This is a genomic window from Trichocoleus sp. ST-U2, from assembly GCF_039961875.1.
GTDB lineage: Bacteria > Cyanobacteriota > Cyanobacteriia > Cyanobacteriales > FACHB-T130 > FACHB-T130.
The window spans coordinates 86,387-112,008 of sequence record NZ_JAMPJY010000003.1 but is presented as its reverse complement, the minus strand read 5'-3'; the positions used below and the strand labels follow the sequence as shown (position 1 = coordinate 112,008).

The following is a 25,622-nucleotide window of genomic DNA, read 5'->3' as shown; positions in this document are numbered from 1 at the left end:
TAACCTTTATTATACGACCGATCGAGCGCCAGCATCCAGTAGTTTGAAAACTGGCGCGATACATCTTAACGTTGAGTCGTGATTATGGAGCCTGGACTAGATAAGGTGAAGGAATCGCCTGAGCACGACCGGCATTCACCAGCGCCTGGTAGACAAAAGCGGCGACTTCAGCCCTAGTGGCGTCACGGCTGGGATTGAGCTGAGTCAGCGTCGGATAATTCACCACCAGCTGTTTCTGAGTTGCGCCTGCGATCGCTGTGCTGGCCCAGCTAGGAATCTGGGTGGCATCGTTGTAAACAGACAGCACATTTGTATCCTCAGAGCGCAACTTCAAACCACTCGCTAAAGAAACTAAAACCTGCACTCTGGGAATGCGCTGTTCGGCTCTAAAAACTTGACCCGGATACCCAGACAAAAAGCCTCCCCGGTAAGCGCTTTGAATCGCTTGATAAGCCCAATAATTAGTTTTGACATCGACAAAATTAATCCCAGGCTGTATCTGTGCTGGTGAAAAAGCCTTGTTTATAATCGCGGCAAACTGAGCGCGGGTGACAGGTTCGTTGGGGCGGAAAGTCCCATCAGGGAAACCAGCAATTACATCTTTAGCAACTAAAGCTTCGATATAGGCTTGCGCCCAGTTCCCTTGAACATCGGCAAAACCACCGCTAGGTATCGACGTCGCCACAAAATCCACGCGCCCGGAAATCTTCTTAGAATCAATATCGTTGCCGACCGCGATGATAGTATTCGTGCGCGTTAGGTTGGCAACATCGAAACGAACATTGTTGCGAATCCGATTTTGCCCAGGATTCTCTTGAGTCCCTAAATTGGGCTGGGCATCTCCGCTTGCTACGACTCCATACCGCGTGTTTGCCTCAATAATGTTGTTACGCAGGACTGGGGCCGCGGAGTTGGAGGCGACGATTCCATCAACGTTTTGGACAATGCGGTTGTCTGCGAGCAAAGGCGATGCCGTCTCAGTTAGGACAATCCCATTCCCCGTCTCTTGAAACAGATTGTTGCGGACTTCTCCTTGCGCTGTCTTAGCGACTGAAATGCCATTCCCCTTATTTCTGGTAAAGATATTGCTTTCAATTTTGGGGGTAGCTGTCCCGGTGACGAAAACTCCTTCCCGGTCGTTGCTCGAAAAGGTGTTGTTGCTGACTGTTGCATTGGTAGATTCAATCCACAGTCCAGTTCCCCGACGATTCGGGTTAGTGATGGTCAATCCTCTGACTTCACTGTCTTTCTCTGCTCGTATTGCAATGTTCTGACCGGAAAAGGTGGGACTAACATAGCCGCCGCCGCCAATAATCGCTACAGTCTGCCCTTTGCTTTGCTCGTCGCCGCGCAGAATGACGCCTTGTTTGACAAGGAGGGGGAAAACTTCACCCGTGTCAGCCGTGTAGGAACCTGGAGCTAATTGTACGACTGTGCCAGAGCGGGCTTGCTGGAGGGCGTAGGTGATAGTGCGATAGGGTGTGTTTTCACTGGTGCCAGCACTGGCAGTATCGTTGCCCGTGGATTGGTTGACGTAGACAACGTTCGCGCTTGCAGGAAGTTGAGCTATCTGCGTCGATGGCGGGGTAAGGGTAGCCGCAGGAAGTGCCATGACCCCGCCAGACCAAAGTAACAAAGCGCTTAGCAGGGACGCCCGGACGGGTACGACACCAGCGAAACGTTTGGCGAAACGGATGCTAGAAAAATGGGAGAAACGATCGGGAAAACCCTGGGGTGTCATACGTTTGATGCTTTTGATGTGCATTATTAACTGTACGATTTAGTAACTTAGAGACTCACCAATTGGGATATTTTTTTACGCTGGAAGCTATACATACTTGGTGTATGCACTTGCGTCGCTAATATTAATATTCACAATTACGTTTGATGACAAGTTGCGAATATTATCAGTTCCCAACATGGCAACTTGCCCCTGCAAAGAAAATTCAGGCGATGTAAACCCTGAAATGCTCATAGGGCTGAGGTTTTATAAATTTAAGAGCGTTTTGGCTTAGGCTAATCCAGGCGAGAGGGATGATTCAAAAGCAGTTGTTACTTGAGCAGGAGGATGCAACCCATCGGCATCCAGTATCGTCAAAGTAGAGAAAGCACAGTTGTGCTATCTCTAAGCTGTTTTCAGGTTCCTTATGCGCTCTCTACTGCTGCGATCGCTACCTTTCGTGTTCTCTTTAGCCGCCGCTACGGGTATTTTGTTTAGCCCCTCTCGTGCGGATGCTGCCAATACAGTCGTGCTGAAGTACCGCTTTCTAAGGGAATCGGTATCTGTTCCTGAACTCACAACTTTTGCTGAAACGGGTGAACTTTCGTCAGCGCTACGTGCTTATTTGGCTATGGCAGGAAGAAAACCTGAGGATTTGCGAAAAACCCTAACGCAAGAAGTTAAGGTGAATGCCCTCATTTTAGATCGGGTACTCAATAACCAGATTGGGGAATTAGTCTTGGGTCAAGTCAGTGACGTGGTTCATACTCCCGGAAATGGCGCAAACATTCAGTCTTTGCGAGGAGCTGTGATGAGTTCAGCGCTTCCAGACAATCAGATTACCTTGATTGAAATTTTAGAAAATTACCCAACCTCAGAAGTTCATGTGGAGGGCGATCGCCTTGCTGAGGTTTTTGGCAAACTCAAGCGATTGGGACAGGGATTGCCCAATCTAGGTGATTTAATCAGAATTGGTCAGTAGTGATGGGTCATTAGTCATTCGTTCTTGGCTACCGAACGAATGACTGATGCCAAATGAATGACTAATAAGCAAGGGTTTCTAGGGTTTCGCGCAGATATCGGCGAACCCGATAATCAAGATTGAACTCCTGAAGGCGGTCGTTATCCAACGGGTGTTCTATTTCCCAGCGCTGAAACCCAGAACTGGATGCGATCGCTTGCTTGAGGCTTTCCCAGATTTTGGTATTGCCGGAGAATTGGCTGGTTGATGAAGCAGGAAACCTGATCATATGCACCTTAAATTAAGGGAACAAGGAGTTTTCAGCTATCAGCCTTCAGCAATTCTATTTTAGATTTTGATTTTAAATTGTGAATTTACAACCCACTCTAAAATCTAATCTCTAAATCTAATCTTTAAAATTGACTGCCCGCTGATGACTATTTAACAAATTTCTATGTCTATTCTTAGGATAACGCAGTTAGGTTGGGGGGATTTGTGCTGTCAGTAACATCTCGCTAGTCAACCAGCCAAAACTTTTTGAGTTACGCCAGTTGCTGAAAGCTTTTCTACATAGACACCCATGTGCTGAAAAACCAAGAACCTTGAAGAAAAATCTCTTTTTTAGATTAGTCAGAGGACGCTGGGGCTTCTATTCCTGCATTTATTGGTTCTACAGAGTTGGCTGATATCGCAGATGTCTCGGAAATTTCCGAAGGTAAGATTTGATTGACCTGTAGGCCCGGAATTGTAAATTGTTGCGGAATTTCTTCTGCTGAACAGGGTTGCGTAGCAGAAAATGCTGCTTCATTAGTCAAAAGGACTCGCGCCACGCTCAGTGGTATCTGCAAGAACAAATTGCTTGCCAGAAATGCCAGTGCCGCTACTAGCAGTCCAGCGAACCGCCACTCCGGGGGAAGCGGTGTAACAGTTGCCGCTAGCGGTGCTGCCTGATAGATTAGCCACAATACCCACAGCATGAAACCAGCTGCTAGAACGGCTACAAATTGGTTTGTAGGTGACTTGAACTGTGACAACAGGCGTCGCTGGTTAAGCGTCAGTTGGCTTGGCTTCAAGGCCACTGCCAGGATGCTAAAAATGTTAAAAGGACGGCTCAACTGCATCCACAGTATGGGTGCAATACCTACAGTTGCAACCAAAAAAAGTTCCAACGACACCGGCAACACGGGATCGCCAACTGCCAAACCCAGCCAGCATAGTTCCAACCAAATGGGAACTGTCGCCAGACCAGCAAGATGAATCCACAAGAACGGTTCCAACCAAAAAGAGCGCATATTACAAGTAGTAAAAAGGCAAAAAGCAAAATAAAAGGCAAAAGTCAGAAGAAAGGCAAAGGAGATTATTTCCTTTTTTCTTTCTTTTGACTTTTGCCTTTTGACTTTTGCCTTAATTTGGCGAGAGAGTACGGCGCTTGCTTACCATTTGGTAGGCTTCGATAATGTCGCCTTCTACCCAGGCATTGAAACGATCGACTCCGATGCCGCATTCGTATCCAGCATTGACTTCCTTGGCATCTTCCTTCATCCGCTTGAGGGAATCTAAGACGCCATCATGAACTATCTGACTGTTGCGGCGCACCCGCACTCGGCAGTTACGAACCACTTTACCCGACAGCACATAGCAACCAGCGACGGAGCCACGACCGACTGGGAAGACAGCCCGAACTTCGACTTGACCCAGAGGCTCTTCCACCTGCTCCGGTTCTAGCAGACCTTCCATTGCGCCTTGAATATCATCTAACAGTTTGTAGATGATGTTGTATTCGCGCACATCGACTCCTGCTTGATCCGCTGCTTGCCGCGCACCACTGGCAAGGGTGGTATTAAATCCAACAATTACAGCGCCACTGGCAGCCGCTAAGTCAACGTCTGTCTCGGTGACTTCTCCAGGAGCCGCTAACAGCACCCGAACTTGTACCTCATTTTGTGGCAGCTGTCCGAGCGCGCCCAGAAGAGCTTCTACGGAACCTTGAACGTCTGCCTTCAGAATCAAGTTGAGTTCTTTGAGATCGCCTTCCTGCGCTTGAGCTGAGAGGGTATTCAAAGTGACTCGGCGGGATGCCATGACCTGTTGCAGGCGTGACTGGCGTTGCTCGTCGGCTCTTACACTTGCGATCGCGCGACCTTCTTTTTCGTTTGGATAGACCTCAAACTCATCGCCAGCCGCTGGGACATCGCTCAAGCCCAACACTTCCACCGCGAACGATGGTGCCGCTGCCGTTACCCGATCTCCCCGGTCGTCGATCATCGCCCGGACTTTGCCCAATACTGAGCCAACTACCAGGACATCACCAACTCGCAACGTACCATTTTGCACCAGCAAGGTAGCAACTGGGCCTCTCGACTTATCTAGATTGGCTTCAATTACCGTACCCTTAGCTGCGCGGTCTGGGTTTGCAGAGAGTTCTAAAACTTCGGCCTGGATCAAAATCATTTCCAGCAGGGTATCCAAGTTTTCCCCTTTGATGGCGCTCACGGGAACCATGATGGTATCGCCGCCCCATTCTTCGGGTTGCAGACCGTACTGGGTCAACTCTTGCTTCACGCGGTCTTGCTGGGCATCCGGTTTATCAACTTTGTTGATCGCCACAACAATTGGCACCTCAGCGGCTTTTGCGTGGCTGATTGCTTCAATGGTCTGGGGTTGGACTCCATCATCGGCAGCAACTACCAGAATAGCGATGTCGGTGACTCGCGTTCCCCTCGCCCGCATTGCTGTAAAGGCTTCGTGACCGGGAGTGTCTAGGAACACAACTTGCTGAGTTTTTCCTTCATATTCCACATCCACATGGTAGGCACCAATGTGCTGAGTAATTCCCCCAGCTTCTCCCTGCGCTACCTTGGTTTTGCGGATGGAATCGAGCAGAGTTGTTTTCCCGTGGTCTACGTGACCCATAATCGTCACCACTGGCGGACGGCGTTGCAGGTGATCGAGGTCTTCCTCTGTCACCATCTCCGTTACTTTTGTCGCCGCAGCTTGTTCTTCTTGCGTCTCCACTTCTACGCCCAGTTCTTTCGCCACCATTGTGATGGTTGGGATATCTAGGGTTTGGGTGATATTGATCGCAAAGCCTTTAAAGAACAGAGTTTTGATAATCTCTGTTTCCTGAACTGCTAAGGCCGTAGCAAGTTCTTGAACGGTCATACTGCCCGTTAACACCAGATTTTCTGGACGTTCTGCTTTAGCAGCAGGTTCGCGACGGCGATCGCGATCGTTGCTTTGCCCTTCGCCGCGCTGCATTTGAGGCTTCCGCTTCTCTCTTTCCGCTGCCACCACGACTGGGCTGGCTGGACGAGCTTTCTGCTGCTTGGGAGGACGAGCTACAGATAGACTCACCTGTAATGCTGCTGGCAATTCCTCTAAATCCGTGTCAAAGTCTTCGTCGTCATCAATGAGGGGTTGAACCCGACGCTTGGCTTTAGCACCTGCCTTGCCTGCTTTATCTGGGTTTTCTTCTTCCTCATCTTCCCACTCAGGTTTTCGCTTATTGGGACCAACGAGACGGGGGGGATTCGGTTTTCTTGCCTCTTCTCCCAGAGTATCGGGCGTTCCCAAACCTTCATCATTTTCGTCCCGTAGTAGCTTCGAGCGACTGGAACCAGGTTCTAGTTGCGTGTCACCAGCACCGCCTGGGCGTCTACCAACAGGCATGGAAGGTCGCACTGGCCTTTGGGGGGGCGAGTGCAGTTCTGGAACTCGTGGTGGAGCCGGAGGGGCAGGTCGCTCCGTTCTGACGGGGGCAGGAGGAGCCGAGGCGTTAGTTCTTTCGGGTGCCCCGCTCGCTGGTCCTACTCTTTGGGGTGCGCTGACAGGCGAGCTAGTAGCTGTTTCTACCTTGGCACGTTTTAATACAGGCCGCTCCACATTACTTGGCGCAGGACGCTCCCCTGCTTGTCGCATGGGAGGTTCAACCAGATGGGGAGCTGGTTCAACAGCTTTCGGAGCTGGAATAGGAGGAGCCTCTACTGGGTCTACCTGTAGTTTTTCTGCTTCTACTACTTCTACTACAGGAGGATTATCCCGCTGGCTAGGACGCACTGGTTTATTCAGACTTGTCGGCTTCATGGGTGATGGCGTCTGCTGTCTTACTGGTGGTTGGGGAGGAATCGCGACCTGTTCTCCCGGCTGTTGTGGTGCGTTAGAACCAGACCCAGATTTATGCTGACGAATCTCCAGAATTTGCGGCTTGTTTTCTAGCCGGGGTCGCACCGATTGAGCGGCTGGCGGTGCTGTTTTACGTTGATCCATTGGAGCCCGCGCACGTGAAGCTGGTCGGGCTGCTGCCTGTTTTTCTGCCGCCGAGCGAATACTCTCCGCCTCCGATTCAGTTATTGTGCTGCTGTGGCTCTTGACTGCAATATTGAGCCGCTCACAAATTCCTAGAATATCCTTATTCTCCAAATCCAATTCCCGCGATAACTCGTAAATTCTTACTTTGCCGTTGTTCATCCAGTCTTTCCCCTCGAATCCTACCAGTTTTTACACCATAACCATCTGCTTGAACGACAACTTGTTGATCATTTGCTTACTGCCTAATGGGTGTGAAGCTTTAACTTGCTGCCTATACTTCTACTAATGATATCCAAGCTACTTATGGGAAGTCTGTTTATCACCAAGTAAATTCCCTATCCCTAAGGATAGTGAAACACTTCTATTTCTAATTTTGCACAAATCTTTACAATTTGGGGCACGTCGCTTTTTTTGGGCTTCTTTCCTACAATATCTCATTCGGACGGCTGTTTTAGGTCTGATGCGGATGGGAGGCAACGTTCTTGAGGGCTGGATTCGCTTCTTGACAAGGAGCGATCGCAGCCTTCAAGTTTAGTAGCTAGGCGCTGCCACAGGGTTTGGTACAGTGCTTCTGGAACAGGTACTTTGAGCGCTCTGCCCAGCCTATTTTTTTTTTGAGCTGCTACCAGACAACTTTCTTGGGGACAAAGATAGGCAGATCGCCCCATCCCCCGATCTAATTGTAACTGCTGGGACGGATAGACTCTGACAATTCGCCAAAACGCCGATTTTGGCGCGACTTGGCGGCAACTCACACAACGACGGTAGTTTGGTTCCATCTCAAGCAATGGGGAGTGTAGATTTTGGATTGAAGATTTAATCTCAAATCTAAACTTCCGTGGTTTCCACCTCATCTACCTCTACATCATCAAAATCGTCACCGTTCTGCTGCCAGCTAGAAACTGCTGCCGGTCTTTCCAGTTCTTCGAGTTCATCGTCGGCTTCGTCATATTCAGCTTCTTCTTGGGCTTGCCGAGCGGCTGCGATCGCTGCCATGTTCCGAGATTCTGCTTCGTAATCGTACTTGGCAATATCTTTAATATCTATTTTCCAACCAGTCAGGCGGGCTGCTAGACGGACATTCTGGCCTTCTTTACCAATCGCCAAACTTAATTGATCCTCCGCTACCAAAACATGAGCCTGACGAGCATCTGGGTTAATCAGACGCACCTCATCCACTCGTGCGGGCGAGAGAGCATTGGAAATATAAGTAGATGGGTCGGGCGACCAACGAATTACATCAATTTTTTCGCCACGTAATTCATTCACTACCACTTGAATCCGCGATCCTCTGGCACCAATACAAGCTCCGACGGGGTCCACATCGCGCTCCAGGGTATCGACCGCGATTTTAGTTCGCGGGCCAACGTGACGAGACGGAGGATTTGCTTCCCGCGCCACTGCTACAATCCGCACCACCTCATCCTCAATCTCTGGGACTTCGTTGGCAAAGAGATAAACCACTAAACCTGCGGCAGCTCTAGACACTAGCAATTGTGGCCCCCGCGCTGGGCCTTCGCGTACTTTTTTGAGAAATACCTTGAAGGTTGCATTGGCACGGTAATTATCGTTGGGTAGCTGTTCCCGTTTCGGTAAGTCGGCTTCTACTTCTGGCTGACTAAACCCACTACTGACAGCTAAAATCACGGATTGCCGCTCAAATCTCAGTACCCGCGCCTGCAAAACGGTTCCTTCCAGTTCTTGGAACTCTTCTGCGACGAGTTTGCGCTGCTGATCTCGCAGTTTTTGCGATAGCACTTGCTTGGTCTGAATTGCTGCCATGCGACCGAACTCAGTTTGATCGGGGGTCACATCTAAAACGACCGTGTCGCCAATCGCTGCTTCAGGCGCGACTTTCTGCACTTCTTCTAGACCAATTTCATGATCGCCACTACTCACCTTTTCAACGATGGTCTTGGTCGCCAAAACGCGGAAGCCTTCTTCTCCTTCTTGTTCTAGGTCGAGTTCGACTTCAAAGTTTTGAAAGTACTCTTCATCAAAATGATGCTTGTCGAGGTTCTGGGTACGACGATATCGCTCGTATCCTTTCAATAAAGCTTCTCGTAGGGCTGCTTGTACGGCACTTTTGGGTAAATTGCGCTCTACACTAATTTTATCGATTAGCTCTTTAAGTCCGCGTAGACTAACCATTGACATAAAAAAACCTCGCTAATTGCTATTGGTAATTGGTAACTGGTAATTGGTAATCGGTCAGTGGTCAAGCGGCAACTTCCTTGCGAACCACTGAAGACTAACTACTAAGCTGACAGCTCAATTACCGTTTTTCATCCAGCTGCACTCGGCTGACCATTTGGCGGGGAATGGCGATCGCTCGACCTTTCTGGTTGAGGTAAACACCCTCTTCATCCCGACGAATCAGTTGCCCCGTCCACTCTTGCTGACCTTCGTAGGGTTCGGATGTGGTGACAATTACGGGAAATCCCTTGAAGGAGATGAATTCCCGATCTGTCGTCAACTGACGCGAAATACCGGGACTAGAAATTTCCAGGACATAGGCATCAGGAATGAAATCCGCTGCATCCAAAGCAGCCTCCAATGCCCGACTCATTCGTTCGCAGTCATCCAGCCCTGTGTCAGCGTTGCAATTCCGGATGTCCACGCGTAGCACGGGTGGGCGTTGGTTGGTGTGAAAAACCGCCCCGACTACTTCCAAGTCCAAGGCTTCTGCCACTGGCGCTGCTAAATCAATAATTTGTGGAATCAGGGGATGAGTCATTGGAAAACTCCAATAAAAAAAGTGGGTGCTGCCCCACTTCCTGCGAACACTATATTCCAAGAAGTCTCTGGACGAATCCTGATGGATTCGCCTTCCTAACTTTGAGTTTAGCTCAAGCGGTATGCCAGTGGCGAGTCGTCAACCGAGCGCTGAGGGAAGATAAGAAAAAAGAGATAGGCACCGATGCTCGGTGCCTGAAGGGCTAGGAAAATTGGACTGAGGATTATTAACGTAGGCGCGTGCAAGCGCGGGATGAAGACTCTGTAGAAGAACAATTTTTCTTCTGGGTGGCGGCGCGATCGCGATCGGAAACTCTCTAGAAACATCTATGAAAGAATGCTAGAAATTGAGATTGGTAGAGAATGTCTGAAAAATTGGTTATGACACTCCTTATCTATCGGGAATTTGGCGTTTTTGCGACAATCTATCAAAATTTGTGGCAGGTAGTTTACTAAATAAGGCGTTGCTGAAGGGGTAATGTTTAATTGGGTAAAATAGAGGGATGAAATGTCCTCAATGTCACTCAACCCAAACAGCTAAAAACGGGCATCGTCGAGGTAGACAATGCTACAAGTGCAAGCAGTGTGGTCGTCAGTTCCTTGAATTCTACCGCCCTTGGCGTTACTCAGACGAGGTCAAGCAGTTGTGCATCAAGATGTATCTCAACGGCATGGGTCTGCGCGGCATCGAACGAGTTACCGAGATTCACCACACCACGGTTATGCACTGGATTCGAGAAGCCGGACATCAACTGGACGATGCTCCAGAGGCGGACGAAATCCCCGAAGTCACTGACCTAGATGAACTGCAAACTTTTGTTGGCAGCAAACGCCAAAAATTCTGGCTGTGGACAGCCGTTAATCATAAGCAACCTGGGATCTTGGCATGGGTCATCGGTGATCGCAGTGCAGAAACGTTCAAGCCATTATGGCTGATTGTTAAAAGCTGGCAATGCTTCTTTTATGTCACTGATGGCTGGAAAGTTTACCCAATGTTCATTGAGCAGGGCGATCAGATTGTGAGCAAAACCTATATGACTCGGGTGGAGGGAGAAAACACCCGCCTTCGGCACTACTTGGCCCGGTTGCACCGCAAGACCTTGTGCTACTCCAAGTCAGTTGAGATGTTGAAATGTTCACTCCGTTTACTGCTTCACTACTTAAAATATCGGACAGTTCCTCTCCCCGCTTGAATCATTACTGTTTCATCAACGCCCTAAATAAATAATCCTTCCCAGATGCCAATACTACTGTTCAAACATCTTCGTATCCAAGCTCAACAGTCTCGGTCTTGTCCTAGCACAAGCCAAGACTAAATTTGAATCCTAAATAAGGAGTTCAAGTTAGAGATGGATATCAGCAATTGACATACAAATTCAAATTATTGCTTGACAATCTGACGGATCGCCCGTGTTTCTTCTAACACTTGCTCCAAATCTTGCTCGGACAAGCGTTGGACGTAGTTGAGTTTCATTTCCTCCAACAAATCGAAAAGTAAAGATTGAATTTTCTGAACGGTCTGCTGTCTTTGCACCTCCGACCCTAAGGCTTCAGTGAAGTGTTCCATCAGATGTTTGGAAAGTTCTGCGCCAACCGGATCGTCTTCCAGAGAGGCGGTGAGGGTGTTGTAGGCTGCAAGAGAGATTTCTTTGACCAGTTTTTCAGTTATCTGCGTGGGGATGGTACCCACTCCAGGTACTTGCTGGAGTCCCCGATAGAAGGGAGATTGGCTGAGGATCTTTTCAATGTTGTGCTGTAGAATTGCCTCTAAATCTGGCTGAATTTTTGGTAACACTTGATTGACAGTTACTTTCATCAATAAGGTAGCGATCGCTTCCACTTCATTAACATTGTTGATGTCAACATAGGGACGAGCCTCCCGTCCTGATAACCACCGAGTCAGTTCTCCGCCACGAATCGACCCTTGTAGCTGGTTGATTACCCGGATCACAATGACTTCTGCTAATTCTTCTGCAAAGTTAGCCGCAAATCCTCGGTTAATTTGCACCCGTATTGATTCTAAGTTTAATAATTGTGCTTGGTGTAGGCGCATGAAAACTGAAATGACGCGCAGCCACCGCCAAAAAGGTAGCAGCAAGAAAATATCATACCAGCGCCACATCATTGCTTCGAGCCAAGTGAGACTATGGTGACGTCGGTGGATATAGTAGGTACGAAGTAGAAACTCAATGCCGAAGGGAATGATAAACCAGAGATCGATTTTCCAGAAATAATCAACGAAATTACCTGTTTCCCCAACTGGGCGAAAATAATTTCTTGCCATCAAAGGCTGAATTTCTTGGTTATAAAAGGTAATTTCTTTTTCCACGCCAGCTTGGGATAAGTAAGGCAGACTCCAAAAGGTGCTAAAAGATTGTTTGGCAGAGACATTGCCAACGCGCTGACGCATCCGATTTTTGATTTTTTCCAGAGTCCCTGTCTTATTCGCCTCTGCAAACGGGTTTGTCTCAATCATTTCCACACTTTGTTGGCGCAGTTCCTCCAGTAAAGTTGCCACTTCTGGCGACTGTAATCCTTCTGTCTGTTGCAGCTGTGCTTTGAGTTTTTCTACTGTTTCTAGGTACTGCTGGGTTTCTCGATGGGGTTCAATGCCTTTGATGGGATCATAGATTCGGGTAATGCTGCGAAATTCCCGCAGGTAGAAATCGCGCAGCGGAATGTAAGTTAAGTCGAACAGCACTAAGCCCAAGTTAGCCACTGCCAAAAGTGCCATCACACGTTCAAACCACAAGTTCCGGCGGGATTGGGGAGTCTTTGCCAATTTTTGAGGTGACATGGAAAGGAAGATGAGGTAATTGGTAATCGGGAATCGGTAATGGAAAAAAAGGGAATGGCAAAAAGGTAATGGCGAAAAAGCTGCTACCTACTACCTAGCTAGCATCCATCACAATCTTCAATTACCAATTATCAGCTTGACAGACCCTCTGAAGCTTTAGTCATATTTGATACCACTAATTGTTCACCAATTGCTGATGTTGCCTTCAAAATAGAAGGATTCTATCGGATATCAGCATAGTGAAAGGTCGAACCCGTTAGCGCACGCGACGCGATCGCGATTGGCGGTTGTAGCGATCGCTTGCGAAAAATAAACGGTAGAATGCTCAATTCAGCTTAAACTGTAACTGTTCAAATCGCTATCGCGCTTAATCAGTGAGTGAGTGAGGAGATTGAGCTATGTGGAATAGGTTTGGAATGCCTTTAGCTGCGGTGATAACCATAACCGCCAGCTTAGTTAGTTATCAAGTAGCTATAGCCGAACGCAGCCGCGATTACACGCCAAGGGAATTTCGTTCCTTGTTGCGCGGCTTTGGGTATAACGTCACGATTGGAGATACTCTGACGGATGAAGCCACGATAAGGGCTATCCGCGAGTTTCAGCAGGGATATAAGCTAACACCTGTTGATGCTACAGCGGGGCCGAAGACACAGGATTATGCCGCAAATATCGTTAGAATTCTTCAGGCAAACTTGAATCTTGTCGTTAAGCCAAATCCGCCCCTTCCCCGTAACCAGTTTTATGGTCCGCGCACTGAAGATGCTATCAGGCAGTTTCAGAGACAATTTAATTTGCCGGTAACTGGCATTGCTACGTTACCAGTTCGTCAGAGACTCGACCAAGAAGCAAGAAGAATCCTCGGATTTGAACAGCAATCGCCAGCGCCAGCGACAACACCAACACCCCAATCAGCGCCAGAACCAACACTAGCGCCATCGCCAACACCGAGTCCCGCGCCAACGCCCCGCGCCACCCCAACGCCGAGTCCGAGTCCATCGCCATCCCCAAGACCAAGTCCTAGTCCTAGCCCATCGCCAAGACCAACGCCGAGTCCAAGTCCATCCCCGGCTCCCAGCCCAAAACCATCGCCTTCAAGCTGATAAATCTTTAAGGTGCTGTGGGTCTAAATCGCATAGCGATCGCGCTGAGTTGGGAATGGATAATCAGTCAGTGGTTAGGAGTCATTATTTAAAAGACTTATGACTACTGACTACTGACAATTATCCAGACTCAACTTCTGGGAAAATTCAATCTCAGGGCAGCTTAAGACTTTGCATTCTCTGGGATCGGTCTGCCCTTTGGCGCTGGGGGTAAAATTGGGGGACGTTCGTAGGGCATGGGAATGTACTGCACGCTTGGACGTCCGCCTTGGGGCTGCGGATAGAAATCCATCAAGTTATAGATTGACATTGGCAGCCCTACCGTTATTGGCATACCAAGCTCTGTGGCTTCTTCGACTGTAATCGGATAGTCATGGGTGACGCGCCCTGTAGTGATAGCGTCCACAATCCGTTCGATGTTTTCGGGAGCAATTTTCGGTTGGGGAATATTGTCTTTTAGGAGGGTTCGGACAAACCGTTGCACTTGATCCATCGCTTTACGCGATAGGTCTGCCATGATGATCGTGTTGTCGTCGATTTCGCTAATCGGCTTCTGTTCAAGGACTTTGAGGACACTCGCCGCGGCCATATTTCCCAACTGGGGATCGACTGGCCCTAAGACAGCGTTGGCATCCATGACGATTTCATCAGATGCTAAAGCTAACATGGTGCCGCCGCTCATGGCGTAGTGGGGTACAAACACGGTGACTTTAGAAGGGTGGCGAATCAACGCTCTAGCAATCTGCTCGGTTGCTAGTACCAAACCACCTGGGGTATGCAAGATCAGATCGATGGGAACTTCGGGAGGTGTGAGGCGAATTGCCCGTAGCACCTGTTCTGAATCTTCAATGCTAATGTAGCGGGAGATGGGAATTCCTAGAAAGCTAATCGATTCTTGCCGGTGAATTAGCAAAATCACTCGACTATTGCGCGATCGCTCGAAATTCCGCAAGGCTTGCACTCGCTGAAAAGCCAAGCGGCGTTGTTGGAAGGCGGGCAAGATCGAGCTGACAGCCAGAAATACCCAGAAGAGGTCAAAGAAACTAAAGCTCATTATTCCCTAGCAAGAACGCAGTATTCCCCCTTATTCTTCCAATATCTAGAAAATTGAAACTCTATCTGTAGAGCAAACTATTTCAAAGATGAAAATGGGGAGTCGATTGTTGGTCGCTTCCCCACTTTCCGGTTCCAGACGCGATACGATTGCGCCTGGAACCAGCTGCTTTTCTCGCTTAGTGGCGGGCGATGCCTTCTTGACGGGCGGCGGCTTGCACGGCACCGGCGACGGCATTGACAACGCGCGGGTCGAACACGGAGGGAATGATGTTTTCCCGGTCGAGGTCGGAGGGTTTGACTAAAGAAGCGATCGCGTAAGCGGCTTCTAGATACATCGTGGTGGTAATGGTCTCTGCACGACAATCGAGCGCCCCGCGAAAAACGCCAGGGAAGGCGAGGACATTGTTAATTTGATTCGGGTAGTCGCTGCGTCCGGTTGCCATGACCGCGACATCTTCTGTGACTAATTCCGGCTGAATTTCAGGAATAGGATTCGCCATTGCAAAGACAATCGGATCTTTTGCCATCGAACGCACCATTTCCGGCGTTACAACTCCAGGCGCACTAACGCCTAAAAAGACATCCGATCCCTGCATCGCATCTGCCAAGTTACCGCTGGCTTCGACAGCAAATTCTTGCTTTTCCGGGGTGAGGTCGGTACGTTGGCTGGAGAGAATGCCTTTGGAATCGCACATCCAGATGGATTGTGCGCCCGCTTTCTTGAGCAAACGAGCGATCGCTACCCCAGCAGCACCCGCCCCATTGATCACAATTCGGACATCCGCTAAGGATTTTTTCACTAACTTGAGGGCGTTAATCAATGCGGCAAGGCTAACAATTGCGGTGCCATGTTGATCGTCGTGAAACACCGGAATATCCAGTTCCTGCCGCAGTCGCGCTTCAATCTCGAAACAACGGGGGGCAGCAATATCTTCCAAGTTAACGCCGCCAAAGACTGGGGCAAGATTTTTTACCGTGCGGATAATTTCATCTGTGTCTTGGGTATCTAGGCAAATCGGAAAGGCATCAATCCCGGCAAATTCTTTAAACAACATCGCTTTGCCTTCCATTACCGGCAACGATGCGGCTGCGCCCAAGTTGCCCAATCCCAGTACAGCGCTACCATCGGTAACAATCGCAACCGTGTTTTGTTTAATCGTGAGAGTGTGAACTTGTTCCGGGTCAGATGCGATCGCCATACAGATGCGACCGACGCCGGGAGTGTAAGCCATTGCTAAATCGGCTTGACTTTTCAGCGGAATCTTACTCTGCATCGCGATTTTGCCGCCACGGTGCAAGTTAAAGGTGCAATCGTAGACATCGATTACCTTGACATCTGGCAATCCTTTCACGGCTTGCACAATTTGTTCGGTGTGTTCCGTGCTGGCAGCATCGACGGTGATTTCTCGCACCACGATATTGCGAGTCCGCTCGATTAAACTAATTTGACCGATGTTACCGCCGACACTAGCGATCGCGGTGGTAATGCTTGCTAACATCCCAGTGCGATTGGGAATCTGGAGGCGAATCGTTAAACTGAAGCTAGAGTTGGGTGTTAGGTTGACCATGCTGACTAAGGATTTTAGATTTAAGATGATAGATTTTGGATTGGGAATCTAAAATCCTTTCCTCCAAAATCCAAAATTGTTCGCTCCTAGCCTAAAGGAGCTGCAAGTTTCCAATTGTACCCAGTTACACTACCGGATTAGCTGCCGCGATAATGGCGAGTCTCTATACCGAAATTGAAATTAATGCTCCTAAGCAGGAAGTTTGGCAGGTTCTGTTGAAAAAAGAAAAGTGGTACAAGTGGAACACTTTTTTATTTGACCTCGACCCAACGGTGCCATTTAAGCAGGGGGAAGAAGTTTTACTCTCTGTGCGGCGCGTACCGGGTGAGGAGGAAACAGAGTTTCAGCCGTTGATTACTAGAGTGCAGTCTGGGCTTTGCCTCGCTTGGGTTTCCTCGATTCCTGGCTTTAAAAATGAGTATGTCTTTGAGTTGCAAGAGATTGGTATTGGGCGGACTAAATACTTCCACCGCAACACCTTCTCAGGGGTGCTGACTCGTGTATTTATGCCCTTCATTCGGGATGATGAGCAGCAAGGCATCAAGCGGATGGCGCGGGAGTTGAAGCGCTATGTGGAACGGATGTAAATTCTGGGGACACCTTGCCTTGGCAATTAAAAATCGCGGTTATATAAAATCAGTCCCCCGTCGCGGACTGATGAAATTAAAACCCGCGCAGCATCCGGGTTCTGTCTATATAGTCGCGACTGCTACTCGCTAGGGAAATTCGGTTACAAAAACTGTTACCAGCCCTTTTCTATAAGTTGCTGCCGAATAAGATTGTTTTAAGATAAGACTCCTTCAGAAGCCGTGGAACTCCAACTCCCACGGTTTTTTACTTTATGTAGGTGGGAATTTCTCGAAAGCAAAGAAGTAGGGCTAGATTAGGCAAGCAATTGTCTAGCTTGTGGAGCCGTCTACCCATGCACCCCGATCTGAAGTCACGTAGAGACGCCATTTATCGCGTTTAGCTATTCAACTGGCAAAAGTTGTAGTTGATAGCGATAAAGTGCGACGGGTTGATCGACAGCTTTGAAATAGTCTGGATCTTGAGGCGAGAGGTAAATTGCTGTTACTTGATCGGCTTCAATGGATGAGTGAATCCATTGATAAGCAGTTGTGGTTTCTACAATATTGAAATACGGCTGAGGCGTGCCGCGAAAGACTTGCTGAGACACTTCTGTGGCAATAAATCGATCTGGGGCGAGTGTTTCGGTGCCTCGACTCGTGACAATTGAGACTAGCTGGCGATCGCCTCGCAGTAAAGTCACCTGACGATTGGGAGAATTGGGATCGACTTTGACCGATAAGATCGCGCGATCGCCTAAATATGCCTTCCCGATACTCAACCCGTTAAACGCCCGATCTGCCACTACCGGCTGATTTTTGCCTTTTGTAGAGACAGCTATCGCGTCTTGATTTTTGAATCGCACGGGGAAATTAACGGGCTGATTCAGCTGGCGACGATTGCTTTCAAACCCTGGCGTCACAATTTCTGGCGCTAAGGGTGCCACTAAATCTACTAACGTACTGGTGACGTTCCAAGTACCTTCCATCCAGTCAGGATAAACTAAGTCGCCCTTCGCGGCGCTGACGGGTGGTTTGCTGTCCCAGTGAGGAAACTGCGCCAAACGGTCAGCTAAAACCCCCGCCTGCGCTTCCCCTCCCCATAGCAGCAACCCCAAAATTAGGAAACAACCCCAAAAGACTCGTCGCATCACGGTAAACGTGGGTTTGTTTGTAGGTTTAGATAGCTTTTAAACACAGAAATATTCTCAATTTACCGGGTTTTCAAGCATTTTTACTACACCGAATCAACGGGTACTGGTTCCCAAACTTCTCCATATTTCTCCTGAAGAGACTGCCATGCTTCTACTTGTCCTGGTTCGTATTCTCCTGGTTTGCCCCACTGGAGAAATGCGCTCAAGGCGGGTTCACTTTTCTCGTCCAAAAAGCGAATAGCATAGGTAGTAAAGTTACCCCGTTTTGATTCGCCCGTCTCAAATTTTACCTGCTTGATAGCATCCATATTCAGGTGAAACTCGAATATGTCGGCGTGCATATTAGCGTACTTACCTTTAGGTAATTCTGCATAAAACAGCTTTTTCAGCGGGCCGCGTACTTCCAAAACAGCAGCACTGCTGGTCACAATCAGACGCAGTGTTCCTAAATTTTCGCAGGCTTCTAAAAATTCTTCCAGATTAGCTTTCATGGTAAATTTGAATGTTGGAAAAAGTAAAGCTTTGTTGACATTAATGTAACATTAGGATAACTAATTCTCTAAGTAATCCTGAGGTTTTTGGCAAAAACCTCATGTTAGATAATCAATTTCCCTCATTTTAAAGCATACAAAATCATCCACGCATCAAATTAGCTATTTATTGAAACTCCGAACAAAGCCACCAAGCAACTAAAACCCAGCACAATTGTTTTCGGTTTTCCTTCTACCCTTGTTCTAGCTTTTGCATGGGAATGCTTTTGCATTCAGCGCAGCGGCACAGGCACAGTCGGTTGTCTCTGTGACAGATGGCACTGGCATCCATATTATATAAAAGGGCGATGTCCTAAAAGACGATTTCCGGTTCACTTCGACATCACTGGCGGTACTCTTTCAGGCGACAAGGCGAATCTCTTCCATAGCTTCAGCCAATTCGGTTTTAGCCAGAACCAAATTGCCAACCTTCTCTCTAATCCGTCTATTTATCTTTTGACTAACACAACTTAAACCTCTCCATCTAAATTCCCGTTGTTGTACTCTTTGAGCGCAAATCCCTTTTTTTAATAGGTCGTCTATTCAGGAAAACAGGGCAATGATAAACTATTTTATAGGAACTATCCGTCCCAAATCTTGTATTACCATCTACGTTTCCCTAGAAGTTTAGGGTGTATTTTTCCTAGGGCAAGTTGTAGATCGCGTATACTGTAGGCAAGCGCTACCTTTGAGTTTAAAAACTGTGAGCCAGCCTGGTCATTTCCTCTGGGTTACTGGTACGATTTTCCTTTTATGGTTAAATAATTCTAGCTGCACCTTAGCACAAATTATTCCGGATGCTACGCTGCCAAATAATACTATTACTATCCCAGAAGGCAACGCCATCCGAATTGAGGGTGGCACGCAAGTAGGCGGCAATCTATTTCATAGCTTTACAGAATTTTCCATTCCTATAAATACTGAAGCTTTATTCAACAATGCCCTAGACACTCAAAACATCTTCAGTCGCATTACAGGTAGCAATCTTTCTCATATTGATGGATTGATTCGAGCGAACGGCACAGCTAATTTGTTTTTTATCAATCCCAACGGCATTACTTTTGGCTCAAATGCCAAACTCAATATAGGTGGTTCCTTTCTCGCCTCGACTGCTAACAGCATTCAATTTAGCAATGGAACTGAGTTTAGCGCTACCAAGCCTAGCGCCCCCCCATTGCTAATGATAAATGTTCCGATAGGCTTACAATTTAACGCTTCAAACGCAGGAGTTATTCGCATTCAAGGATCGGGACACAATTTCAGGTTCGGACAAACAGGCGGACTAGAGCCGAATACGAAAACCGAGGGTCTAGCAGTGCAACCTGGGAAAACCTTAGCTTTAGTCGGGGGAGAAATCGCCTTAGAGGGCGGTAATTTAAAGGCTGAGTCGGGAGCAATTGAGCTTTGGTCAGTTACTCGTGGCTCATTGCCAATGCAAGTCAGCAGCGAACAAATCAACTTCAACAATGAACAACAACTTGCAGAATTAGGAAGTATTAATTTATCGGGTGCTGCTTCAGTGGATAGCAGCGGCGCACAGGGAGGTTCGTTTCAGATACAAAGCCGAAATCTGAAACTAGAACAAGGTTCGCTCATCGTATCCCTCACAGAAGGATCTCAACCGGGGAGAAGCGCCACCATCAATGTTTTGGATACTATAGAACTGATTGGTAGAACAGCCGATGGCAGAATCGGTAGCGGCTTTTTTGTTCAGACGAATGGTGAGGGAAAAGGCGGCAATTTAACAATTACAACAGATCGGTTGCTACTAAGAGATGGAGCATCCATTGGTATGGGGACTAACGCTTCAGGGAATTCTGGTACGTTACGAGTGCAAGCCAGGAATCTTCACTTGGGTGGTCTTTCAGCAAATGGATCGCGTCTGACGGGTATTTTTTCTAATCCTACTTTTGCCTCAACTGGAGTTGGCGGTGATGTCATTATTGATGCTAAACAACTATCTCTTGAAAATGGAGCGGTGATCTCTGTGTCTACCTTTGGCGCAGGTCAAAGTGGCAACATAACAGTTCGAGCCAATGACGTACAAATACGAGGAACTTCTGCAACTGGGGGAATTGGTAGCGGTTTTTATGCTAGGACTAGCTTAAGCAATATTGCGAGTTCTCCACCGCCGTTGACGGGAAATTCTGGCAACGTAACAGTAATTGCTAACAGATTGAGCTTTCGGGAGCGGGCAACAATTAATGTTGCTAATTTTGGGAAAGGCAATGCCGGTAATATTAATATTCGCGCTGCCATAGTTGAGCTAGATAATAACTCGATTATTAGAGCGACTCAGCGACAGGCGGAACAGGGAAATATTACGATTGAATCTCAAGATTTGCGATTGTGGCGCAACAGCCTAATTACGACTGATGCCAGTAACATCATCCTGTTTGATACGGGTCAGACAATTGCAAATAATGATATCAGTACCAATGGTGGCAACATCATTATTAATACAAAAACGTTAGTCGCGTTAGAAAATAGCGATATTACTGCCAATGCTCAACAAAGCTTTGGGGGTCAAGTAAGAATCAATGCTAGCGGCATCTTTAAAACTTCAAATAGCGATATCACCGCCACTTCTAGTCGAGGAACTCAGTTCAGTGGGATTGTCCAAATTAATACTGCTGATGTGAACCCTTCTTCTGGCTTAGTTGCACTACCAGAAAATTTTACTGACATTAGCAAACAAATTTCCCAAGGTTGTTTGGCTTCTAGGGGGAATAGTTTTGTTGTCACTGGACGCGGTGGTTTGCCAGCAGATCCCAATGAAACTTTGTTAGGAAGTACAGTATGGCGGGATTTGCGCCTCCCTAGGGGTAATACCTCCTTACCTGTCCCCGTTTCCAAGACTGCCTCTGCACGTACTCCAATAGTGGAGGCAACTGGATGGGTAAAAAATTCTAATGGTGAGGTAGAGTTGGTTTCCAAATCTATCAATGGTGTGGCTCAAAGTTCCTGGGATGAAATTGCTAGTTGCAGTGTTTCTAAGTAATATAACAATCTTCAATTATTCATGGAATCTTCCGTCTCTTTTCTTTAGTGTCCTTTGCGGTTTATTAAATTTTAAAACTAACTTTAGATTGCTAGAGCCTTATTGCAAAAGAATTTTTATCTTTTGAACCGCAGATAAAAACAGAGAAATATGAATAACCCTTTAATTTTGCAAAAAATTTTATGCTAAAAATAAGGTGGCTTATAAAAAGTATTCATTATCGGATTTTGCTAAGCTTGTTGACACTTTTTTTGGTGACAGCATTTTTACCGGCACTAGCGCAGACTAATCTTAAATTTTCTTATTTTGATTCACAATTGGTATCAATTGTTAAAAATATTCCGGATTCTGATGCTCCTTCAGAATCTAAACAGAATGATGCCTTTGTACTAGAACAAGGTAGAACCCTGTATGAAGCAGGACGATTTGATGAAGCGATCGCATTCTGGCAACAAGCGCTCGAAAACCTGGAGGCGCAGGGCAATCGCCTCCACGCTGCCCTCGTTTTAAGCTATCTGTCGAACGCTTATCAAGAATTGGGTCAATGGGAGCAAGCGAAAAACGCGATCGCTCAAAGTCTCAACTTATTGCAAACCCAACCCGATGCAGCCACTCTTGCCCAAGTTTTGAATACTCAAGGCAGCCTCCAGCTAGCATTGGGACAAACGGAAGCGGCTTTAGATACATGGAAACAAGCTGAAAAAGCTTACGGTTCAGCAGGCGACGACGTTGGGAAATTAGGCAGTTTGATAAACCAAGCTCAAGCTTTGCAAGCATTAGGACTCTACCGACAAGCTAAAACAAACTTAGAACAATTAAATACTCAGTTGCAAAACTTGCCAGATTCCTCGCTGAAAGTATCAGGATTGCGAAGTCTGGGAGTTACCTTACAAGTAGTCGGAGATTTAACTCAGTCCCAGCAGGTTTTAGAACAAAGTTTGTCACTTGCCCAAAGGCTAAACTTTCCCTTAGAGATTAATGCCAGTTTATTTAGTTTGGGAAATACTCTTAGAGCTTTACAAAAACCGAGGGAAGCGCTGGAAATCTACCGAAAGATAGTAGAGAGTTCTCCCAATTCTTTAGTTTTAGAAGTCCAACTGAACCGATTAAGCCTTTTAGTAGAAACTGGACAACCAGCCGCAGCCCAAGCATTATTACCCCAAATCCAGTCTCAATTAGAAAGTATCTTACCTAGTCGCGCTGCTGTTTACAGTCGAGTGAACTTGGCTAGAACTCTCATAAAATTGGGAAATCGGGAAGAGCGATCGCAGATGGTCAATTCTCAAGAGATTGCTCAGATATTAGCAAAAGCTGTCGAACAAGCGCGAATGCTTAAAGACTCGCGTGCTGAATCTTACGCGCTGGGTCAACTCGGATACCTGTACGAACAAATGCAGCAATGGAAACCAGCAGAAGATCTGACGAGACAAGCACTCGCGATCGCGCAAGAAATTAATGCTTTTAGTATTGTGGCTCGTTGGGAAGGACAACTCGGCAAACTTCTCAAACAGCAAGGCGATATTCCGAATGCGATCGCTGCTTACACCAAAGCTGTTAAGACCTTACAATCCCTCCGCAGCGACTTGATCGCGCTGAATCCCGACGTTCAACTTTCCTTTCGCGAAAACGTCGAACCCATTTATCGTGAGTTAGTAGAGTTACTGTTAGAACCTAATCCCAGTCAAACAAATATTAAACAAGCTCGCGAAGTTATGGAAGCGCTACATCTAGCAGAATTAGATAACTTTTTTCGAGAAGCTTGTTTAGATGTTCAACCCCAGCAAATCGATCAACTCGATCCTCAAGCAGCAGTCATCTACCCCATTATTTTGTCAAATCGTTTAGAGGTAATCTTATCTTTACCCAGAAAATCTCTCAGCCATTACTCGACTCGGCTAGTGAAAAATGATATTGAAGAAACGCTGGAGCAGTTATTAGAATCTCTTAATCCATTTTTTTCAACTGAAGCTCGTTTGCGTCTGTCTCAGCAAGTTTATCGCTGGTTAATCCAACCTGTTGAAACAGAATTAACCAAAAGTAACATCGCCACTTTAGTATTTGTGCTAGACGGTTCGTTGCGAAGTTTACCAATGGCAGCGCTGTACGACGGTAAACAATATCTCATTGAAAAATACAATATAGTAGTAGCTCCGGGTTTACAGTTGGTTGCACCACGCGTGGGAAGTGCGTCGTTAAGCCAGTTACTTGCCCAAAAGCGAAACAAAATTTTAGCAGGCGGAATTACCGAAGCTCGACAAGGTTTTCCAGCATTGCCAGGAGTAGGAGCTGAAGTCAGCCAAATCGCGTCTGAAGTTCCTTCCAAAGTATTTATAAATGAGGATTTTACCGAAGTAAACTTACAAAACTATCTGAATAAAAATTCTTTTACGGTTGTTCATTTAGCTACTCACGGGCAGTTTAGCTCTAGCTCAGATTCTACATTTATTCTGACGTGGAATGGTAGGATAAATGTCAAAGAATTCGAGAATTTATTACGTTCTAGAGATCCGGGTACTTTTAATCCGATTGAACTATTAGTTCTGAGTGCTTGCCAAACTGCAACTGGTGATAAGCGAGCGGTATTAGGATTAGCAGGAGTAGCCGTGCGGTCTGGCGCACGCAGTACTTTAGCAACTCTCTGGTCAGTGCAAGATGAATCCACTGCTAAGCTTATGGGCGAATTTTATCAGCAACTCTTACAAGGAGAAAGCAAAGTTAAAGCCCTTCGTCAGGCACAGATAGCTCTGCTAAAACAGCCAAAATATGCTCATCCTTTTTACTGGTCATCTTTTATTTTAGTAGGAAGTTGGCTTTGAATAGGTAGGAGTTTTCAGTCCACTTAATTTGCAATTTTTGGAGGTTCTGTTTCTATAAGGCTAACAGAGAGTTACCCCCAGGTAACATAGCAATCGCAAAACGGTTCGGATAAGATGATTCCTTAAACAGCAATAGATTAAAAAGCCTCGATAACCCTTGTTCCTAGGCAGCGAAAATTATTGCATATTTCTACTAATCGAACCGTATTGATGGCAATCCTATTGGAGTTATGAGCTAGCGGTTCAGATTCCGAACTTCTTAACCAAGTCGGGAATCTCGCATTCACGAACCCTTTATCTGCCTATTTTTAGCCTTAACTTTCGATAGAAACTCTAAAAGTCCATAAACATGATTACTGTTCGCTGGGGAACTTCTTACAACAACCAAGTATTTCTACTGAAGAAATCTACGTGTTATTACAGTAATAATTAGGTGTAAATTCAGTACAATATTTTTTTTGAGGTAAGAAAATGGTACAGCACAAATCTTTTACCACTCAAACGCTAGTTGCATTTTTTTTATCACTAGGACTGATTATTGCTCCTAGCTTTTTGACTAAAGCGATCGCCCAATCCGAGTCGGTTAACCAATCTCAAACTCTAGCCGGTACTTCGATAGGTCGCGTAACCTTTGAACCTCCAGGAAGTGGACAACCAGATGACACCGCAGGAGGTGCATCTCGTGGTGATGAATGTCCTCAAGCAGTAATCGCTACAGGCGAGTGCGTGACTCCGCTGGTGCCAATAGCTACAAGCAAGTTGACAGTAGCAGAGCATCCAACATTCTTGGTTTATGTACCTCCAACTTCTGCTAAGGAAATATTTTTTGGATTAGTAGACGAAAATAACAATTTTCATTACCAAGCAAAAATTCCGATTTCGAGTCAAGAAGGCATTCTTAGTTTCAAACTTCCAGATAATGCGCCACCTCTAGAAATTGACAAGAAGTATCGGTGGACTTTTATCATCATTGGCGAACAAGGACTCAGACCCGGTAGCCCTGGGGTACAAGGAGAAATTCGACGAGTTAAACTCACTTCCGAGGTAATGAGCCAGCTTCAGAATCAACCTCTACTAGAGCGTGCTGCTCTGTATGGAAAACACGGGATTTGGTTCGATACCGTAGCAAGTTTAGCTGAAGCTAGACGCTTAGAGCCGAGTGAAGCAACTTTGGCTTCAACATGGCAGGAATTGTTAAACTCGATTGGGCTACAAGCGATCGCTACCAAGCCACTTTTAAACTAGGCTATGGGAAAATCTAAAGTTTTGAGGATTTAAGAGTAGGGCAGAAAAGGATTGAATTAGTTCA

At 46.9% G+C, this 25,622-nt stretch carries 20 protein-coding genes; 7 read left to right on the top strand and 13 right to left on the bottom strand.

The window, feature by feature from the left end; all coding sequences use genetic code 11:
* Nucleotides 1–82: 82 nt before the first annotated feature.
* Nucleotides 83–1,741, bottom strand: coding sequence for a DUF1565 domain-containing protein (locus tag NC996_RS02910; protein WP_190681788.1), 1,659 nt, complete (start codon nt 1,739–1,741; stop codon nt 83–85).
* Between the two features lie 406 nt (nt 1,742–2,147).
* Here NC996_RS02910 and NC996_RS02905 point away from each other — a divergent pair, with 406 nt between their 5' ends.
* Nucleotides 2,148–2,702 (top strand): alpha/beta hydrolase, encoded by a 555-nt coding sequence (locus NC996_RS02905; protein ID WP_190681546.1) that lies wholly within the window; start codon nt 2,148–2,150, stop codon nt 2,700–2,702.
* Nucleotides 2,703–2,763: 61 nt separating this feature from the next.
* Here NC996_RS02905 and NC996_RS02900 read toward each other — a convergent pair whose 3' ends face one another.
* The 7 genes from NC996_RS02900 to NC996_RS02870 form a co-directional block, all read right to left on the bottom strand.
* Entirely contained in the window at nt 2,764–2,970 is a 207-nt protein-coding gene (locus NC996_RS02900) for a hypothetical protein (RefSeq protein ID WP_190413336.1), read from the bottom strand.
* A gap of 337 nt (nt 2,971–3,307) precedes the next feature.
* Nucleotides 3,308–3,946, bottom strand: a complete 639-nt coding sequence (locus tag NC996_RS02895; protein ID WP_348259970.1) for a low-complexity tail membrane protein — start codon at nt 3,944–3,946, stop codon at nt 3,308–3,310.
* A gap of 139 nt (nt 3,947–4,085) precedes the next feature.
* A complete protein-coding gene (infB, locus tag NC996_RS02890) occupies nt 4,086–7,148 on the bottom strand; it encodes a translation initiation factor IF-2 (protein WP_190413340.1) in 3,063 nt (1,020 codons plus the stop codon).
* Nucleotides 7,149–7,423: 275 nt separating this feature from the next.
* Nucleotides 7,424–7,768, bottom strand: a complete 345-nt coding sequence (locus NC996_RS02885) for a YlxR family protein (protein ID WP_190413342.1) — start codon at nt 7,766–7,768, stop codon at nt 7,424–7,426.
* Nucleotides 7,769–7,817: 49 nt separating this feature from the next.
* On the bottom strand, nt 7,818–9,146 hold the full coding sequence (gene nusA / locus NC996_RS02880) for a transcription termination factor NusA (protein ID WP_190681541.1): 1,329 nt from the start codon (nt 9,144–9,146) through the stop codon (nt 7,818–7,820).
* Nucleotides 9,147–9,264: 118 nt separating this feature from the next.
* On the bottom strand, nt 9,265–9,726 hold the full coding sequence (rimP, locus tag NC996_RS02875; RefSeq protein ID WP_190413346.1) for a ribosome maturation factor RimP: 462 nt from the start codon (nt 9,724–9,726) through the stop codon (nt 9,265–9,267).
* A gap of 107 nt (nt 9,727–9,833) precedes the next feature.
* Nucleotides 9,834–10,052 carry a hypothetical protein gene (locus NC996_RS02870; protein ID WP_190413348.1) on the bottom strand — a complete coding sequence of 73 codons (219 nt, stop codon included), beginning with the start codon at nt 10,050–10,052 and terminating at the stop codon, nt 9,834–9,836.
* A gap of 176 nt (nt 10,053–10,228) precedes the next feature.
* On the opposite strand from NC996_RS02870, the gene NC996_RS02865 reads away from it, so the two are divergent.
* Nucleotides 10,229–10,918 (top strand): IS1 family transposase, encoded by a 690-nt coding sequence (locus NC996_RS02865; RefSeq protein ID WP_190681538.1) that lies wholly within the window; start codon nt 10,229–10,231, stop codon nt 10,916–10,918.
* A 188-nt stretch (nt 10,919–11,106) separates the two neighbouring features.
* Here NC996_RS02865 and NC996_RS02860 read toward each other — a convergent pair whose 3' ends face one another.
* The gene (locus NC996_RS02860; RefSeq protein ID WP_190681536.1) at nt 11,107–12,522 is read right to left on the bottom strand and encodes a hypothetical protein; all 1,416 of its coding nucleotides are present in this window, start codon (nt 12,520–12,522) and stop codon (nt 11,107–11,109) included.
* A gap of 398 nt (nt 12,523–12,920) precedes the next feature.
* On the opposite strand from NC996_RS02860, the gene NC996_RS02855 reads away from it, so the two are divergent.
* Nucleotides 12,921–13,622, top strand: a complete 702-nt coding sequence (locus NC996_RS02855; RefSeq protein ID WP_190435587.1) for a peptidoglycan-binding protein — start codon at nt 12,921–12,923, stop codon at nt 13,620–13,622.
* A 163-nt stretch (nt 13,623–13,785) separates the two neighbouring features.
* Here NC996_RS02855 and NC996_RS02850 read toward each other — a convergent pair whose 3' ends face one another.
* Both NC996_RS02850 and NC996_RS02845 read right to left on the bottom strand, forming a co-directional pair.
* The gene (locus NC996_RS02850; RefSeq protein WP_190673914.1) at nt 13,786–14,676 is read right to left on the bottom strand and encodes a hypothetical protein; all 891 of its coding nucleotides are present in this window, start codon (nt 14,674–14,676) and stop codon (nt 13,786–13,788) included.
* Nucleotides 14,677–14,854: 178 nt separating this feature from the next.
* On the bottom strand, nt 14,855–16,246 hold the full coding sequence (locus NC996_RS02845) for a malic enzyme-like NAD(P)-binding protein (RefSeq protein WP_190425365.1): 1,392 nt from the start codon (nt 16,244–16,246) through the stop codon (nt 14,855–14,857).
* 152 nt (nt 16,247–16,398) lie between these two features.
* Between NC996_RS02845 and NC996_RS02840 the strand changes: the two genes are divergently transcribed.
* A complete protein-coding gene (locus tag NC996_RS02840) occupies nt 16,399–16,833 on the top strand; it encodes an SRPBCC domain-containing protein (RefSeq protein WP_190413358.1) in 435 nt (144 codons plus the stop codon).
* A gap of 383 nt (nt 16,834–17,216) precedes the next feature.
* On the opposite strand, the gene NC996_RS02835 is transcribed toward NC996_RS02840, so the two are convergent.
* Nucleotides 17,217–17,963: a DUF6816 family protein gene (locus NC996_RS02835; RefSeq protein ID WP_190681533.1), complete on the bottom strand. Its 747-nt coding sequence runs from the start codon at nt 17,961–17,963 to the stop codon at nt 17,217–17,219.
* An 86-nt stretch (nt 17,964–18,049) separates the two neighbouring features.
* A complete protein-coding gene (locus NC996_RS02830; RefSeq protein ID WP_190681531.1) occupies nt 18,050–18,457 on the bottom strand; it encodes a ChuX/HutX family heme-like substrate-binding protein in 408 nt (135 codons plus the stop codon).
* Nucleotides 18,458–19,184: 727 nt separating this feature from the next.
* Here NC996_RS02830 and NC996_RS02825 point away from each other — a divergent pair.
* The 3 genes from NC996_RS02825 to NC996_RS02815 all read left to right on the top strand — a co-directional run bounded on the left by NC996_RS02825 (nt 19,185) and on the right by NC996_RS02815 (nt 25,558).
* Nucleotides 19,185–21,497, top strand: a complete 2,313-nt coding sequence (locus NC996_RS02825) for a filamentous hemagglutinin N-terminal domain-containing protein (protein WP_242037414.1) — start codon at nt 19,185–19,187, stop codon at nt 21,495–21,497.
* Nucleotides 21,498–21,814: 317 nt separating this feature from the next.
* Nucleotides 21,815–24,313: a CHAT domain-containing protein gene (locus tag NC996_RS02820; protein ID WP_339380237.1), complete on the top strand. Its 2,499-nt coding sequence runs from the start codon at nt 21,815–21,817 to the stop codon at nt 24,311–24,313.
* Between the two features lie 471 nt (nt 24,314–24,784).
* The gene (locus tag NC996_RS02815; RefSeq protein WP_190413370.1) at nt 24,785–25,558 is read left to right on the top strand and encodes a DUF928 domain-containing protein; all 774 of its coding nucleotides are present in this window, start codon (nt 24,785–24,787) and stop codon (nt 25,556–25,558) included.
* Nucleotides 25,559–25,622: the final 64 nt, after the last annotated feature.

Coding starts and splice junctions, on each gene's coding strand:
- NC996_RS02910 (WP_190681788.1), bottom strand. CDS start 1,741: ATGACACCCCAGGGTTTTCCCGATCGTTTCTCCCATTTTTCTAGCATC.
- NC996_RS02905 (WP_190681546.1), top strand. CDS start 2,148: ATGCGCTCTCTACTGCTGCGATCGCTACCTTTCGTGTTCTCTTTAGCC.
- NC996_RS02900 (WP_190413336.1), bottom strand. CDS start 2,970: ATGATCAGGTTTCCTGCTTCATCAACCAGCCAATTCTCCGGCAATACC.
- infB (WP_190413340.1), bottom strand. CDS start 7,148: ATGAACAACGGCAAAGTAAGAATTTACGAGTTATCGCGGGAATTGGAT.
- NC996_RS02885 (WP_190413342.1), bottom strand. CDS start 7,768: ATGGAACCAAACTACCGTCGTTGTGTGAGTTGCCGCCAAGTCGCGCCA.
- nusA (WP_190681541.1), bottom strand. CDS start 9,146: ATGTCAATGGTTAGTCTACGCGGACTTAAAGAGCTAATCGATAAAATT.
- rimP (WP_190413346.1), bottom strand. CDS start 9,726: ATGACTCATCCCCTGATTCCACAAATTATTGATTTAGCAGCGCCAGTG.
- NC996_RS02870 (WP_190413348.1), bottom strand. CDS start 10,052: ATGTTTCTAGAGAGTTTCCGATCGCGATCGCGCCGCCACCCAGAAGAA.
- NC996_RS02865 (WP_190681538.1), top strand. CDS start 10,229: ATGAAATGTCCTCAATGTCACTCAACCCAAACAGCTAAAAACGGGCAT.
- NC996_RS02860 (WP_190681536.1), bottom strand. CDS start 12,522: ATGTCACCTCAAAAATTGGCAAAGACTCCCCAATCCCGCCGGAACTTG.
- NC996_RS02855 (WP_190435587.1), top strand. CDS start 12,921: ATGTGGAATAGGTTTGGAATGCCTTTAGCTGCGGTGATAACCATAACC.
- NC996_RS02850 (WP_190673914.1), bottom strand. CDS start 14,676: ATGAGCTTTAGTTTCTTTGACCTCTTCTGGGTATTTCTGGCTGTCAGC.
- NC996_RS02845 (WP_190425365.1), bottom strand. CDS start 16,246: ATGGTCAACCTAACACCCAACTCTAGCTTCAGTTTAACGATTCGCCTC.
- NC996_RS02840 (WP_190413358.1), top strand. CDS start 16,399: ATGGCGAGTCTCTATACCGAAATTGAAATTAATGCTCCTAAGCAGGAA.
- NC996_RS02835 (WP_190681533.1), bottom strand. CDS start 17,963: ATGCGACGAGTCTTTTGGGGTTGTTTCCTAATTTTGGGGTTGCTGCTA.
- NC996_RS02830 (WP_190681531.1), bottom strand. CDS start 18,457: ATGAAAGCTAATCTGGAAGAATTTTTAGAAGCCTGCGAAAATTTAGGA.
- NC996_RS02815 (WP_190413370.1), top strand. CDS start 24,785: ATGGTACAGCACAAATCTTTTACCACTCAAACGCTAGTTGCATTTTTT.